We start from the raw sequence: 12490 nt of genomic DNA, 5'->3' as shown, positions 1-12490 counted from the left end.
TTCACGGGCACCGCCCTCAGCCCAGCGACGGCAAACTCAGCTCAACCGCGGTCAGCGGTGCGTTTACGACAAAGCCGTTCCACAACTCGCTGAACGTCTGTCCATTGCGCGGATGCCGGCAGGTTGGCGCCAGCTGGGCCAGGGGTTTAAGCACAAAGGCCTGCTCCAGGATCTCTGGCCGTGGCAACTCAAGGTCACCGAACTGTCCAACCTGCTCGCCATACATCAGCAGATCAATGTCCAGGCTGACCTGTTCCGGCGTCTGCCGGCAGCGACCGAAATACGCCTCCAGCGCCTTGAGCTCAGCAACCAGGGAGGCCAGGGAACGGGTGGTCTGCGCCTGCACGACCATATTGAAAAAGGCCGGTGCTTCTAGCCCGACCGCGCTGCTCTCAAAGACCGGAGAACAACGCAATGGCCCCAGTGACGCCCGCAACGCGATGCACGCCTGACTCAAATGCCATTGCCGGCGCAGGTTGCTACCCAGGCCCAGGTAGATGTCATGGACCTGGATGTCCGTGACCCCGACGGTGCGAATCTGTAGAGCGGTCATAACAACACCCTGAAAAACACCGACCATCAACCGTGATGCAAAGGGGCGACCTGCATCCACAGGTCGCCCCTTTCGCCCACCCTCGAGGCTCAGACCGCGTCGGCGCCAACCTCTGCGGTACGAATCCGGACAACCTGTGACGCCTCGGTGACGAACAGCTTGCCATCCCCGATCTTGCCCGTGCGTGCAGCGTTGATGATGGCTTCCAGCGCTGCCTCGCACAGCGCATCGGTGACAATCGCTTCAAGCTTGATCTTGGGAATCAGGTCGACAACGTACTCAGAGCCCCGATAGATTTCGGAGTGCCCCTTCTGCCGACCGAAGCCCTTGACCTCGGTCACCGTCAACCCTGTCACTCCCACTTCAGCCAAGGCCTCACGTACATCGTCGAGCTTGAAAGGCCTGATGATCGCAGTGATCACTTTCATGAGTGCGCTCCTTAATTCGAGTACTTGTAGCCCACTTCACCGTGAGACGACAGATCCAGACCGTCCACTTCATGTTCTTCGTCGACACGAAGGCCACGGCATAGCACGGCGGCCACCTTGAAGGCGATAAAGCTAGATACCGCCGAGAACAGGATGCTGAACGCCAAGACGCCACCATTGACCAACAACTGATCCAGCACGCCGCGCTCCCCGCTGAAACCCAGCCCGCCAAGAGAGGTCATGGCAAATACCGGGGTCAGCAAACCGCCGACGATACCGCCAACGCCATGCACGCCAAACACATCGAATGCGTCATCCAGCCCCAGGATCGGCTTGAGTTTTTCCACGGCCCACAAGCAGATCGGCGCAACGATCAAACCCAGCAGGATAGACCCCATTGGGCCTACGAAACCGCAGGCCGGGGTGATCGCGACAAGGCCGGCAATAGCCCCGGACAACGCCCCCAGCATGCTCGGCTTGCCACGATGCTTCCACTCGACGAACAACCACGCCAACGCCCCTGCCGCGCTGGCGAGCATGGTGTTGACCATCACCAGCATGGCAAAACCATTGGCCACCAATGCACAACCGCCACAGAAACCCAGCCAGCCCACCCACAGCATCGAGCCACCGGTCATGGTCATGGTCATGTTATGCGGCGCCAGCGCCGAGGTTCCGTAGCCGCGACGGCGCCCCAGCAGGAAGGCGCCGATCAGCGATGCAATGCCGACATTGACGTGCACCACGTTACCGCCCGCGAAGTCCTGAACACCCAGGTCGAACACCCAGCCGCCTCCCCAAGCCATATGCGCCATGGGGAGATAATTGATCGTCAACCAGATGGCCATGAACACCATGACCGCCGAAAATTTCATCCGCTCAGCGAAACCGCCGCAGATGATGGCCGGGGTAATGGCCGCGAACAGCAGCATGAACAAGAAGTACAGCAACTCAGGAATGGTGCCTTGAAGTGAGTCAGGGCCTACGCCCTTGAGAAACAGTTTATCGAGCCCACCAATAACCGCTTGCCATTCGCCACCTGACGTGAACGTCAGGGAATAGCCGTAAATCGCAAACAGCACCGACATCAACGATGCAACTGAAAACACCTGCATCAGAATCGAGAGCACATTCTTGCTACGTGCCAGGCCACCATAGAACAACGCCAAGCCAGGCAAGGTCATCAACAACACCACCAACGCGCACGTCGTCACAAAGGCGGTGTCACCGCTGTTAAGCGCAAGCGGCTGATCCGCCGCCCACGTAGGGAGCGTCACTGACGTGAGCGCAGCGACCGCCGCCAATCGGCCACCTCTGAAAGAACCGTTCATGTGTATTCCTCAACAGTGATGCAGCATTGCTCTCATAAGTGGCGTGCGATCAATCGCCCGCCCCTAGCCCCAGGTTCGTCAACAAAATTTCCCAAAAAGAAAATTTCATTCCCAAAGGTAAAAGCAATCTATCTGCCAAACTGCCTGCCGTTACCTCCAAGGAGGTAACAAAAACCCGCATGGATCGACAGGAACACCGGAGGAATCGAGGTACAGGGATAAGAATGCGCGTAGCGGAAGGCACGCGCCGCTACGCGCTGGTGCATCACGGCTGTGAACAGAACAAAATCGGGCGTTTTGCCCGACCGCGTCAGCGCTTCACCGCCAGCGCGGCCAACAATGCGCCATCACGCCCGTAAATATCCGGAGCGTAGGACACCTTGCCCTGGCGGTCGGCCTGGGCCGTCCAGTAGCTGAGCACAATCGGTACTGGCGTTGCCAGGCGAAATTCATGGGTAAGCCCGGTGCTCAACAGCTGGTCCGTGCGGGCACGCTCGGGCGGGCTCAACAACAGATCGCGCAACTGCAACGCGTGCTCGACCCGCACACAACCCGAGCTGAACGCGCGAGGCCCTTTGTTGAACAGCGCCTGGCTGGGCGTGTCGTGCAGGTACACCGAAAACGGGTTAGGGAAACGAATCGCCATCTGCCCGAGCGGGTTCCTCGGCCCCGCACCCTGACGCAAGAGGATGTTGCCGGGATTCTCCCAATCGATATCCTCCGGCGCCAATAGCTGCCCATCGCTGTCGAGCACCTGCAGGTTCTGGCGGCTCAGGAAGGCCTGATCCCGACGGATTTCCGGGAGCTTGTCTTCACGCAGAATGGTTGGCGGCACCGTCCAGGTCGGGTTCAGGGTCAGCCGCGTTACCTGGGACTTCAGCAGCGGGGTCTGGCGCTCGGCACGGCCCACCTGCGTGCGCGTCTGCCATACCGGTACCCCGTTCTGATAGACGATCAACTGGGCCGCCGCGACATTCACCAACAGGCTGGTAGGCTCCATTTCCTGGGCCAGCCAGCGAAAGCGTTCAAGGTTGATGCGCAACTGCTCGCGCCGCGCCGCCGGGCTGACGTTCAACTCGTTCAAGGTTCCCGGCCCGATCACCCCGTCCGCTTGCAGCGAATGGCTCAGCTGGAAATTTTTCACCGCATTGACCAGCGTCGCACTGTAGTGCGAATCGACGGTAACCGGGAGGCTACTCAAATAGCCCTCGTTCAACAACCGCTGTGCAAGCTGCGGCACCCGCTCATCCTGCATGTCCGGGCGCAGCAACGGGCCGCTGGCAAGCGACTGCCAGTGGGGCAACGGCTGCTGCCGCTGCTGGGCATACACATGACGCAGGTATTGATACTGCTCCAGGCTCGGGCGGGCCTGGGCAAAGGCCCCGGCAATGTTCTGCAGCCCCGGACCGGCGAGCGCCAGCACCTCGGCCTGTCGGTCGCGTTGTACCTCATTGGCATGCCACAGGGGCTCGAAACGCGCCTGCTGCAAACGGCCATAGTGCAGATCCTGTAAAGCCTGCAGGTACTGTTGGCTGATCTGGATATCAGCACACAGCGCGTCGCCCGCCCCATTGCCAGCCGGCAACGCGTAGTTGGCCGGGTCCAGGCCATCGTCGGCCAAGCGCTGCAACTCAGCGTGCAAGGCCGCCACACGCCCGTTGACCGACCACAGCGCAAGGCCCTGTTGCTGCTGATAGAAGGCCTGCAGCAGCGCCTGCGTCGGCGTGTCCACGTGCTTGGCCAGGCCCGGGCACGCGACCGCCAATTGGGTGAGCGCTAATTGCAGCGGGCTTTGATTCTCGGCAGGCGCCACTTCGGCAAACGCGACCAATGGCGCAGCGAGCAAGCAAATGCTCAAGTAACATGCGGACTTTTTGAACAACTGCTTTACTCCAATCCATGGCCGTCACGGTTGACGGTCAACCTTTGCAGCAGATACGACAAACAATCGGGCCAGTGTACAAGCTAGGCTGCCGAGGTGGACGACACGATGTCAGGAGTCAAAGTGGCAAGGGAGACTCTTCACACATGCTGACCTTTTTGTGCCGACTTTTTCTGGCAACAGCAACCTTGGGCGTGATCTGCACGCCAACGTTCGCCGCCAACACAAACAATCCTGCTTTGTATGACAGCCTCTCGCAGGCCGCTCCAGAACTCAATCCCCAAGCGCTAAAAGGCGCCCTGAGCGCCATGCAATGTGCCGTCAACAATGGCGCCCGGCAAGCACGGCACCTGGCCGTGATCGACTACTCGCAACCCTCCACGGCACGCCGGCTCTGGATCTTCGACCTGAACAAGAAGACCGTAGTGCTGCGCGACCTGGTCGCCCATGGACAAAAGTCCGGGGAAAATTTCGCTACCCAGTTTTCCAATCGCCTAGGCAGCTACCAGTCCAGCCTAGGGCTGTTCCGCACCCAGGAAAGCTATGAGGGCACCCACGGTTACTCGCTACGCATGGACGGCCTGGAGCCGGGCTTCAACGACCAGGCGCGTGACCGCGCCATCGTGATTCATGCCGCCGACTATGTGAACCCCTTGTGGAGCAAGCGCCAGGGCCGTATCGGCCGCAGCCAGGGCTGCCCGGCTGTTCGACCACAGGTGGCGCGCCAGGTTATCGACAAACTCAAGGGCGGCCAGTTCATGTTCTCCTGGTACCCCGACCAACGCTGGCTGAAATCCTCGGCCTACCTCAACTGCCAACCACGGCAGGTGGCAAGCATCCTGACCGCCAGCGGGGGCTGAAACGCAGCAGCACACTAGCCAGGAATATCGGCGTGCGTCGGCCCATCGACCAGATTGCCGCGCACCTCGATGGCATGGCCGAAGAACAGCTCACCGTCCTCATGCCAAAAGGTGAAATCCCCGGCGTCGTCGATCTCGATGGTCAGCAGCTTCATGCGTGACAGGAAGTCCGCAGCAGTACATTGCGCTTCATCCTCGCCAAGCCAGTGTTCGTTCTTCAGCGGCAACAATTGGCTCAACGCAAAATCGCTGATACGACGATGCCATTGTTGCTGCGCCTGAAACAGGCCCGCCGCCAGCGAGATGACAGCCTGAGGGCTCTCGGGGTCGGCGCAACGCAACAGCAGGTTGATCTCTGAACCGTTCCAGAGCGCCGTCCCCTCAAACTGATCGGAGCACTTTTCCCGCTCAAGCACGCCAAATTCCGGGGTATCCAACCGCAGAGGGATTTGCAGATCGTCCGCAATGCGCTTCAGCTCGGCATCGGCAACCTGACAAGGCGTGATACTGCGCACCAGGACTGCACCGCTCGCCGCCTCCCCCTGCACATGGAGGGTATGCTGACTGTAGGCGCGAACCTGACGCATCCAATGTTCGACTGCACTCTTCTCTACCGGCATCTCACACCGCTGCCGCTGCTGCGTCACGGCACCGTCCTGGCTTTTCCAGGCGGCCAGGTAGAACACCAGCGTCCATTGCTCAGCGTTGCCAATACAACCCGCCCCCGAACCAAAGGCATCGACCAGCCCGATAACCGGTTCATCCGTGTTCAACATGCGCGCGTTTCCTTTGTCTGTAGTTGGGGCAAGCTTATTGTCCACGTATCAGTTGCTGTGCGCACGCTTCACTGCCGAGCCATTGCAGATACGCCTGAAGGTGCCATAGGATGCCTCCTTATGAATCGATGCTACTGACGCTGGAAAAACGATGACCGAATTACAAGGATGTGTAGAGTTTTCCGGTCTGGAGTGCCGGCCTGTTGGGCCCTCTGACGTAGATATGATCTGCTCACATCGCCAGGAAATGTTTCTTGAGGCGGGTGGGAACCCTGAAGAACTAAGGGTCATGATTCAGCACTTTCGCCCATGGCTGGAGGAGCGGCTCGGTGACGGTCGGTATTACGGATTCAAACTCTTGGATGGCGAACAACCGGTCGCAGCCATTGGCCTGATGAGCATTGATTGGCCTCCCCATCCATCGCACCCGACTCTGGATAAGCGTGGGTACGTGTTGAATGTGTTCGTCCAGCCGGCCTACCGCCGCCGAGGTCTAGCTTCAGCCTTGATGCAAGCTGCTGACGCCGAGTTTGCTCGCCGAGGAATCACCTTCGCTGTCCTGCACGCCACCAATACGGGCAAACCGGTCTATGAGCAAATCGGTTGGACTGGAACGTCGGAAATGGCCAAATCCATTACTTGATAGTGGCCGCTTTCGACCCGAAGCGGCCATTCGTTGGGGCCGTTAGTGGCTCAAAGGAATGCCATTCCAACACCTGTGACTCCGGGGTCATGACGTGGCCATGATCCCAACGCAGCTAAGTACGCAATACCTGCTCACCAGCATTACCAGGCAGGCGGACAGCATCGACCAACGCGACGCAAGCAATCAGGGCGATTCCAACAAGCGCCCAGTGAAAGTCACCTACCGTCAACTCGCTTTCGCCCCCCCGCACCAACATCGACACCCTCAGCAGCAGAGCCGCAATCGCAACCCCGAGTGCCATCGCCAGTTGGAAGAACATGCTGAACAGCGTCGACGCCTCGCCCATCTGTGCCTTTGGAACCTCCGCAAAACCGACGGCGTTGTAGGTGGTGAACTGCATCGAACGAGACAGGCCGCCGATGAACAGCACCAGCACCATCCAGTACCACGGCATGCCCTGCTGCAGGAGCAAACACGCGAGGATGCATCCGACGCCGATCAAGCCATTGACCAGCAGCACGCGACGAAAGCCGTGGCGGCGCAGAAGCCTGGTGGTGAACGGTTTCATCGCCAGGTTGCCGGCGAAAATTGCCAGCACCAGTAGACCGGCGTCCACCGGAGACAGGCCAAAGCCAATCTGAAGCAACAGCGGGATCAGGAACGGTAAAGCACTGATCGACAGACGGAACAGCGTGCCGCCGACGATGCTAGCCCGGAACGTGGCAATGTTCAGGGTCGCCGACGGGAGCAGCGGCGAGACGTGACGCTGACAATGACGGATCGACAGCCAGGTCAGCAGTGCTCCCACGGCAACCAACACCGCCCCCGCGTTGAGGCTGCCGCCCGAGAGCGAGCCAAGCATCTCCAAACCCAACAGCCACGCCGCGCAGGCTGAAGCGAGGAAAACAAAACCGAGCAGGTCGAAGCTCCGTGCCTCGCTTGCGCATGTGTTGGGTATCAATTTCCATGCTGCCGCGATGGCCAGCACGCCAAGCGGAATGTTCAGGTAGAAGATCCATGGCCAGGAAAGATGAGTAACGATCAGCCCGCCAATCGGTGGGCCGAGCACTGGCGCTAATAGTCCTGGCCACGTGATCACCGCGAGCATCTTCACTAAGTCCTGCTTTTCAGTTGTGCGCAGTACCACCAGGCGTCCGACCGGCACCATCAGCGCGCCACCGATGCCCTGCAACACCCGTGCGACGACGAAGGTTTCCAGATTTGGGGCCAGGCCACAGAGCCACGAGGCAAAGGTAAACAGGCCGATGGCCCCGGCGAACACCTGCCGGGCACCGAAGCGGTCAGCCACCCAGCCGCTTAGCGGAATGAATACAGCCACCGCCAGCAGGTAGGCACTGATACCGATGTTCAAGCTGACCGGATTCTCGGCGAAGTCACGGGCCATCTGCGGCAGCGCGGTTGCGATGACGGTGGCGTCGAGGTTTTCCATGAAGAAGGTGACGGCGACCAGCAAGGCGATCCAGGTGGCTTGGCGGGTGTTATGGGTGACTGCAGGATTGGCCAAGGTTACAAGTCCTTCTGACAGTGGAGGGTCTTCAATGAGAGCGCGGGCTGCCCCGCGAATACAGGCAAAGCGGTGTCACGCTTTGAGGCGCCTGATTCGCGGGGGCAGCTAACTCCGAAAGGTTAGAGATGAGGCCTCAGATCATCTTCATCGCCGCACGCAGGGCCAACAGGTATGTCTCGACACCAAACCCGCAGATCTGCCCGCGCACGACTTCGGCAAGCACCGAGTGATGACGAAACGGCTCTCTGGCATGGATATTCGACATATGCACTTCAACCACCGGCACTTCGACGATGGCCAATGCGTCACGAATACCGTAGCTGTAGTGCGTCCATGCTCCAGCATTGATCAGCACGACGTCCACCCTATCTTCATAGGCTTGGTGGATGCGCTCGCACATGGAGCCTTCGAAGTTGGTTTGGAAGCTCTCGACCCGCGCTCCCAGTTCCTCGCCCAGCGATTGCAAGGCCTGGTCGATATCGCTGAGCGTTGCCGTGCCGTATTGGCGAGGGTCTCGCTTGCCGAACATGTTGTGGTTAATGCCGTGCAGCATCAGGACATTGGCGACCATGGCTTACTCCAGAGGAATGGTCAGTCGATCAATCACGGTACGGGTTTCAGGCCGTACCCCTCGCCACCAGGCAAAAGCTTCAGCCGCCTGCTCGACCAACATACCGACACCGTCGGCCATGCGCGCCACACCTTGCGCTTGCGCCATACGAAGAAATGGCGTCAGGCCTTTGCCATAGGCCAGCTCATACGCCAGGCGCGTCTCGGCCAGAACGGCCTTGCGTAGAGGCGGCAGTTCACCCGTCAGGCTGGCGGAGGTAGCGTTGACAACGATGTCGAAACTGAGCCCTTCCAGTTCTTCGTAACGACTGATGCGCAGCCGTGGGTGATTCAGTTCGTTACGTAACGCTAATGCCTTGGCCATATCGCGGTTGGCAATCACCAACTCGCGAGGTCCGGCCTGCAGAAACGGCAGCAATGCTCCACGCACCGCGCCGCCAGCACCGAGCATGAGCACACGCGTGTTGCGAAGAGGTTCGCCGAGATTTTCTTCGATGTCCCGCAACAAACCGATGCCATCGAAGTTTTCCGCAAAGATACGACCATCCTCAAACTTCAGTGCATTGGCCGCCCGTGCCAGTTGAGCCCGCTCGCTGCGCCGATCAGCCAGTTCGAAGGCGCGCAACTTGAACGGGGCGGTGATGTTCATACCCAGTCCGCCGTCACGACGGAAACGCAGTACCTGAGTCTCGAAGTCATCAAGCATGCCTTCGATGGCGCCATACTCCAGAGTCTGGCCGCTGGCCTCGGCGAACAGGCCGTGAATCAAAGGGGACTTGGTGTGGTTGATCGGCCGGCCGATCACTGCGTAGTGGTCGCTCATTGCGTGTCTCCATGTGTAAACAGCACACCGTCTGCCTGCATGACAGTGATTTCTTCAGGGCTGAAGCCAAGCCCGGCAGCGACTTCGGCATTGTGCTGGCCGAGGTCCGGGGCCACCTGGTGGATGGTGGTGTCGCAGTCGGAAAAACGGAACGGCAGGTTGGGCAGGCGCAAGGTGCCGTAGCGCGGGTGCTGCTGTTCGATGACCATGTTGCGCGCCTGGATCTGCGGGTCGGCCAGCACCTCGTCAATGCGCTGCACCTTCGCACTGGGGATGTCGATGTTATCGAGCAGCGCGAGGATGTCGGCTACCCGGCGAGCGCCAACCCAGTCACGGACCACCGCCAGGATCGCCTCGCGATGGGCGTTGCGGCCGTTGAGGTTGTGGTAGCGGCGGTCGCTGCCGAACCCGGGCGGGCCGCCGTTGGCTTCGAGCATGGCGGCAAAGCGCTGCCAGGCATCGTCGACCTGGGCAGCGATCACCAGGTCGCCGTCGGCAGCGCGGAACACGCCGTACAAGGTCGATGTGGGCATGTCGTGGCCGGTCTGCTGGGGGAGCACGGTGCCGCCGGACAGGGTGTAGCACTGCACCGCGTATTCGTGCATCGACACCAGGGTGTCGTACAGGGCCATGTCGATGTGCTGGCCACGGCCACTGCTTACGCGGCCGAGCAGCGCGGCATTGATCGCCGCCACCGCGTGAATGCCGGTGTACATGTCACCCAGTGAAATGCGCAGCAGCGGCGGCGCTTCGCCCGGCACGCCAACCATCTGCATGATGCCGCTCTTGGCCTCGGCGATCAGCCCGAAGCCGGCGCGGTGGGCGTCCGGCCCGGTGTGGCCGTAGGCGGAAATCGAGCAGTACACCAGGCGCGGGTTGCGAGCCGACAGCTCGGCGTAGCCCAATCCCAGCTTGTCCAGCGCGCCTGGGCGGTAGTTCTCGATGAACACGTCGGCCGAATCGGTCAGGCGCTGCATGAACGCCTTCCCGCGCGGGTCCTTCATGTTGACGCTGACGCCCTGCTTGCCCATGTTCAGCTGCAGGAAATAGCCGCTCTGCTGGTCGTCCAGGGTGAACGCATGCTGGCGACCAGCATCGCCGCTGCCCGGCCGTTCGACCTTGATCACCTCGGCGCCCAGCGCCGCCAGACAGCGCCCCACATAAGGCCCGGCGAGGAAGTGGCTGTAGTCGATGACGCGAATACCCGCCAATGGCAATGCCTGGCTCATGCCTCTACCCTCCTCGGCACCATCAGCCGGTGCTCGCCACGCTGCACGACGTCGCCGTGCTGGTTGACCAGCTCCGAAGGCAGCACCACGATGCCCCAACCCGGGCGGCTGTTACTCGGACGCATTGCGCCAACGCGCATACGTACATGGAGCACGTCGTTGACCTTGATCGGCAGCACGAAGTCCCAGGTCCAGCCCAGCGACATGCCTGGCAGGAAGCGGTACTCGCACTGGGTTTTCAGGCCATCGGCGATCGACAAACCGAACAGGCCATGGGCGACCAAGCAGCCAAAGTGGCTGGCGTTAGCGTAGGCTTCGTCGACATGCACCGGCGTGTGGTCGCCGGTGAGGTCGGCATAAGCCAGGATGCGTTCGCGGGTCACGGTGTAAGTCGGGCTGATGCATTCGTCGCCTTCGCGGGCATCGTCCCAGTACTTTTCAATCACGCGCATGCCTGCACCTCCGCTCGCGGGTCGATGGCCAGTGCCTGCGCCACGCATTTCGCCGGCAGCGCCTGGATGAATTCCACTGCCAGGCCGTCCGGCAGGCGCAACCAGTTGCGGCCCTGGGGCATTTCGCTGACGCCGAAGTGCTGGGCGGCGGCCAGCGCTGCTTCCAGGTCCTCGCACATGATGCCCAAGTGGGCCATGCGCCCTTCCGGCCCGGCGAAGTCCGGCTGATGAATGAACTGCAGGCCGCCGAGTGTCCAGTACTGCGCCGGTTGCTCGACGTCGCCCTGCACTTCACGCATGGTCATGCCACACACTTCGCTGAAAAAACGGATATGCCACTGAATGTCCTGCACCCAGAACGCCACGTGTTCGAGGTAGGCTTTTGGCTGGCTCATGGGGTTTCCCTTTTCTGGTGATCGGTCATGGCGCGTTCGATGCCCTTTATGCAGGCCACCAGGGTCGCGTTGACCGGTGTGGCCACGCCATGGCGCTGACCCCAGCGCACGACGGAGCCGTTGATGAAGTCGATTTCGGTGATCGAGCCCTTTTCCAGGCTCTGCAGCATCGAGGTGCGGAAGCTCGCCGGCAGGCCTTCAGCGGCCAACGTCCAGGCGGCTTCAGGACTGCTCAGATTGAGACGGATGCCAGCGCGCTCGGCCACGGCGATGGCTTCGGCCACGGCAGCCTTGGCGGTACTTTCCAGCAGCGGCTCGCTGTACAGCTGGCCATAGCTGAGCATGGTGATGCCGCTCAGCGCGCCGGTGGCGACGTTGACCAGCAACTTGTCCCACATGGTGCCGAGAATGTTGTCGCTGACCGTCGTGGCTAATCCGGCACCGTTCAAAACTTCGGCGATGGCCTGCACGCGCGGTGACAGCTGGCCATCTAGTTCACCGATGAAGGTCTGTTTGCCGGCCACCCCAGCGCGGATCGAACCCGGCGCCAGCAGTACGCCGCCTACATAGGTCTTGCCGGCCAGCACCCGCTCACGACCGACGGCGTCGGCCAGGATATCCTCGTGGCCAAGGCCATTCTGCAGCGACAGCACCAGCGTCTGTGGCCCGATCAGCGCAGCGGCACCGGCGATGGCCTCGGCGGTGTGGAACGACTTCACCAACACCACCACTAAGTCAGCCACACCGACATCTTCGGCTTCGATGGCAGCTTTGACCGGAACCCGTCGCTCCCCTCGTTCGTCGTGCACCCGCAGTCCGTGCAGGTTCATCGCCTCGACGTGCGCACGACCGCGGTTCAAAAGCCAGGTTTCATGCCCCGCCTCGCTCAGGGCCGCACCAATGGCGCAGCCCAGAGCACCGGCGCCCAGAATGCAGATTTTCACGTCGCAGACCTCCTGTGGTTTGCGACTACCTTATGCAGCGAGGGTTATTTGCGCTATACAATGAATTCAATAC

General features: G+C 60.9%; 14 protein-coding genes. 2 read left to right on the top strand and 12 right to left on the bottom strand.

Features of this window, described 5'->3' with window-relative positions:
• Nucleotides 1-16 precede the first annotated feature (16 nt).
• The 4 genes from folK to CYD26_RS05795 all read right to left on the bottom strand — a co-directional run bounded on the left by folK (nt 17) and on the right by CYD26_RS05795 (nt 4194).
• Nucleotides 17-553 carry a 2-amino-4-hydroxy-6-hydroxymethyldihydropteridine diphosphokinase gene (gene folK / locus CYD26_RS05810; protein ID WP_256587961.1) on the bottom strand — a complete coding sequence of 179 codons (537 nt, stop codon included), beginning with the start codon at nt 551-553 and terminating at the stop codon, nt 17-19.
• Between the two features lie 89 nt (nt 554-642).
• Nucleotides 643-981, bottom strand: coding sequence for a P-II family nitrogen regulator (locus tag CYD26_RS05805; protein WP_065757735.1), 339 nt, complete (start codon nt 979-981; stop codon nt 643-645).
• 11 nt (nt 982-992) lie between these two features.
• Nucleotides 993-2312 (bottom strand): ammonium transporter, encoded by a 1320-nt coding sequence (locus CYD26_RS05800; RefSeq protein WP_102052069.1) that lies wholly within the window; start codon nt 2310-2312, stop codon nt 993-995.
• A gap of 310 nt (nt 2313-2622) precedes the next feature.
• Complete coding sequence (locus tag CYD26_RS05795) at nt 2623-4194, bottom strand: murein L,D-transpeptidase (RefSeq protein WP_102052068.1); 1572 nt, start codon at nt 4192-4194, stop codon at nt 2623-2625.
• Nucleotides 4195-4340: 146 nt separating this feature from the next.
• On the opposite strand from CYD26_RS05795, the gene CYD26_RS05790 reads away from it, so the two are divergent.
• A complete protein-coding gene (locus CYD26_RS05790) occupies nt 4341-5054 on the top strand; it encodes a murein L,D-transpeptidase catalytic domain family protein (protein ID WP_099774303.1) in 714 nt (237 codons plus the stop codon).
• A gap of 14 nt (nt 5055-5068) precedes the next feature.
• Here the strand turns inward: CYD26_RS05790 and CYD26_RS05785 are convergent, their stop codons facing one another.
• Complete coding sequence (locus CYD26_RS05785) at nt 5069-5830, bottom strand: DUF2262 domain-containing protein (protein WP_102052067.1); 762 nt, start codon at nt 5828-5830, stop codon at nt 5069-5071.
• Nucleotides 5831-5981: 151 nt separating this feature from the next.
• Here CYD26_RS05785 and CYD26_RS05780 point away from each other — a divergent pair, with 151 nt between their 5' ends.
• Nucleotides 5982-6473 carry a GNAT family N-acetyltransferase gene (locus tag CYD26_RS05780; RefSeq protein ID WP_102052066.1) on the top strand — a complete coding sequence of 164 codons (492 nt, stop codon included), beginning with the start codon at nt 5982-5984 and terminating at the stop codon, nt 6471-6473.
• Nucleotides 6474-6588: 115 nt separating this feature from the next.
• On the opposite strand, the gene CYD26_RS05775 is transcribed toward CYD26_RS05780, so the two are convergent.
• The 7 genes from CYD26_RS05775 to CYD26_RS05745 form a co-directional block, all read right to left on the bottom strand.
• Entirely contained in the window at nt 6589-8001 is a 1413-nt protein-coding gene (locus CYD26_RS05775) for an MFS transporter (RefSeq protein WP_256587959.1), read from the bottom strand.
• A gap of 136 nt (nt 8002-8137) precedes the next feature.
• Nucleotides 8138-8575 carry a type II 3-dehydroquinate dehydratase gene (gene aroQ / locus CYD26_RS05770; RefSeq protein ID WP_102052065.1) on the bottom strand — a complete coding sequence of 146 codons (438 nt, stop codon included), beginning with the start codon at nt 8573-8575 and terminating at the stop codon, nt 8138-8140.
• A 3-nt stretch (nt 8576-8578) separates the two neighbouring features.
• Nucleotides 8579-9397: a shikimate dehydrogenase gene (gene aroE, locus CYD26_RS05765; protein WP_102052064.1), complete on the bottom strand. Its 819-nt coding sequence runs from the start codon at nt 9395-9397 to the stop codon at nt 8579-8581.
• Nucleotides 9394-10626, bottom strand: coding sequence for a CaiB/BaiF CoA-transferase family protein (locus CYD26_RS05760; RefSeq protein ID WP_102052063.1), 1233 nt, complete (start codon nt 10624-10626; stop codon nt 9394-9396). Before CYD26_RS05760 ends, aroE begins: the two co-directional genes overlap by 4 nt.
• A complete protein-coding gene (locus CYD26_RS05755; RefSeq protein WP_102052062.1) occupies nt 10623-11078 on the bottom strand; it encodes a MaoC family dehydratase in 456 nt (151 codons plus the stop codon). Before CYD26_RS05755 ends, CYD26_RS05760 begins: the two co-directional genes overlap by 4 nt.
• Complete coding sequence (locus tag CYD26_RS05750) at nt 11069-11473, bottom strand: VOC family protein (RefSeq protein WP_102052061.1); 405 nt, start codon at nt 11471-11473, stop codon at nt 11069-11071. Before CYD26_RS05750 ends, CYD26_RS05755 begins: the two co-directional genes overlap by 10 nt.
• Entirely contained in the window at nt 11470-12417 is a 948-nt protein-coding gene (locus CYD26_RS05745) for a ketopantoate reductase family protein (protein WP_102052060.1), read from the bottom strand. The genes CYD26_RS05750 and CYD26_RS05745 overlap by 4 nt, the downstream gene beginning before the upstream one ends.
• Nucleotides 12418-12490 lie beyond the last annotated feature (73 nt).

It is taken from the genome of Pseudomonas sp. FFUP_PS_473 (assembly GCF_002858665.1).
Lineage (GTDB): Bacteria > Pseudomonadota > Gammaproteobacteria > Pseudomonadales > Pseudomonadaceae > Aquipseudomonas > Aquipseudomonas defluvii.
This window is presented reverse-complemented; position numbering and strand designations above follow the sequence as displayed.

Coding starts and splice junctions, on each gene's coding strand:
- folK (WP_256587961.1), bottom strand. CDS start 553: ATGACCGCTCTACAGATTCGCACCGTCGGGGTCACGGACATCCAGGTC.
- CYD26_RS05805 (WP_065757735.1), bottom strand. CDS start 981: ATGAAAGTGATCACTGCGATCATCAGGCCTTTCAAGCTCGACGATGTA.
- CYD26_RS05800 (WP_102052069.1), bottom strand. CDS start 2,312: ATGAACGGTTCTTTCAGAGGTGGCCGATTGGCGGCGGTCGCTGCGCTC.
- CYD26_RS05790 (WP_099774303.1), top strand. CDS start 4,341: ATGCTGACCTTTTTGTGCCGACTTTTTCTGGCAACAGCAACCTTGGGC.
- CYD26_RS05785 (WP_102052067.1), bottom strand. CDS start 5,830: ATGTTGAACACGGATGAACCGGTTATCGGGCTGGTCGATGCCTTTGGT.
- CYD26_RS05780 (WP_102052066.1), top strand. CDS start 5,982: ATGACCGAATTACAAGGATGTGTAGAGTTTTCCGGTCTGGAGTGCCGG.
- aroQ (WP_102052065.1), bottom strand. CDS start 8,575: ATGGTCGCCAATGTCCTGATGCTGCACGGCATTAACCACAACATGTTC.
- aroE (WP_102052064.1), bottom strand. CDS start 9,397: ATGAGCGACCACTACGCAGTGATCGGCCGGCCGATCAACCACACCAAG.
- CYD26_RS05760 (WP_102052063.1), bottom strand. CDS start 10,626: ATGAGCCAGGCATTGCCATTGGCGGGTATTCGCGTCATCGACTACAGC.
- CYD26_RS05755 (WP_102052062.1), bottom strand. CDS start 11,078: ATGCGCGTGATTGAAAAGTACTGGGACGATGCCCGCGAAGGCGACGAA.
- CYD26_RS05750 (WP_102052061.1), bottom strand. CDS start 11,473: ATGAGCCAGCCAAAAGCCTACCTCGAACACGTGGCGTTCTGGGTGCAG.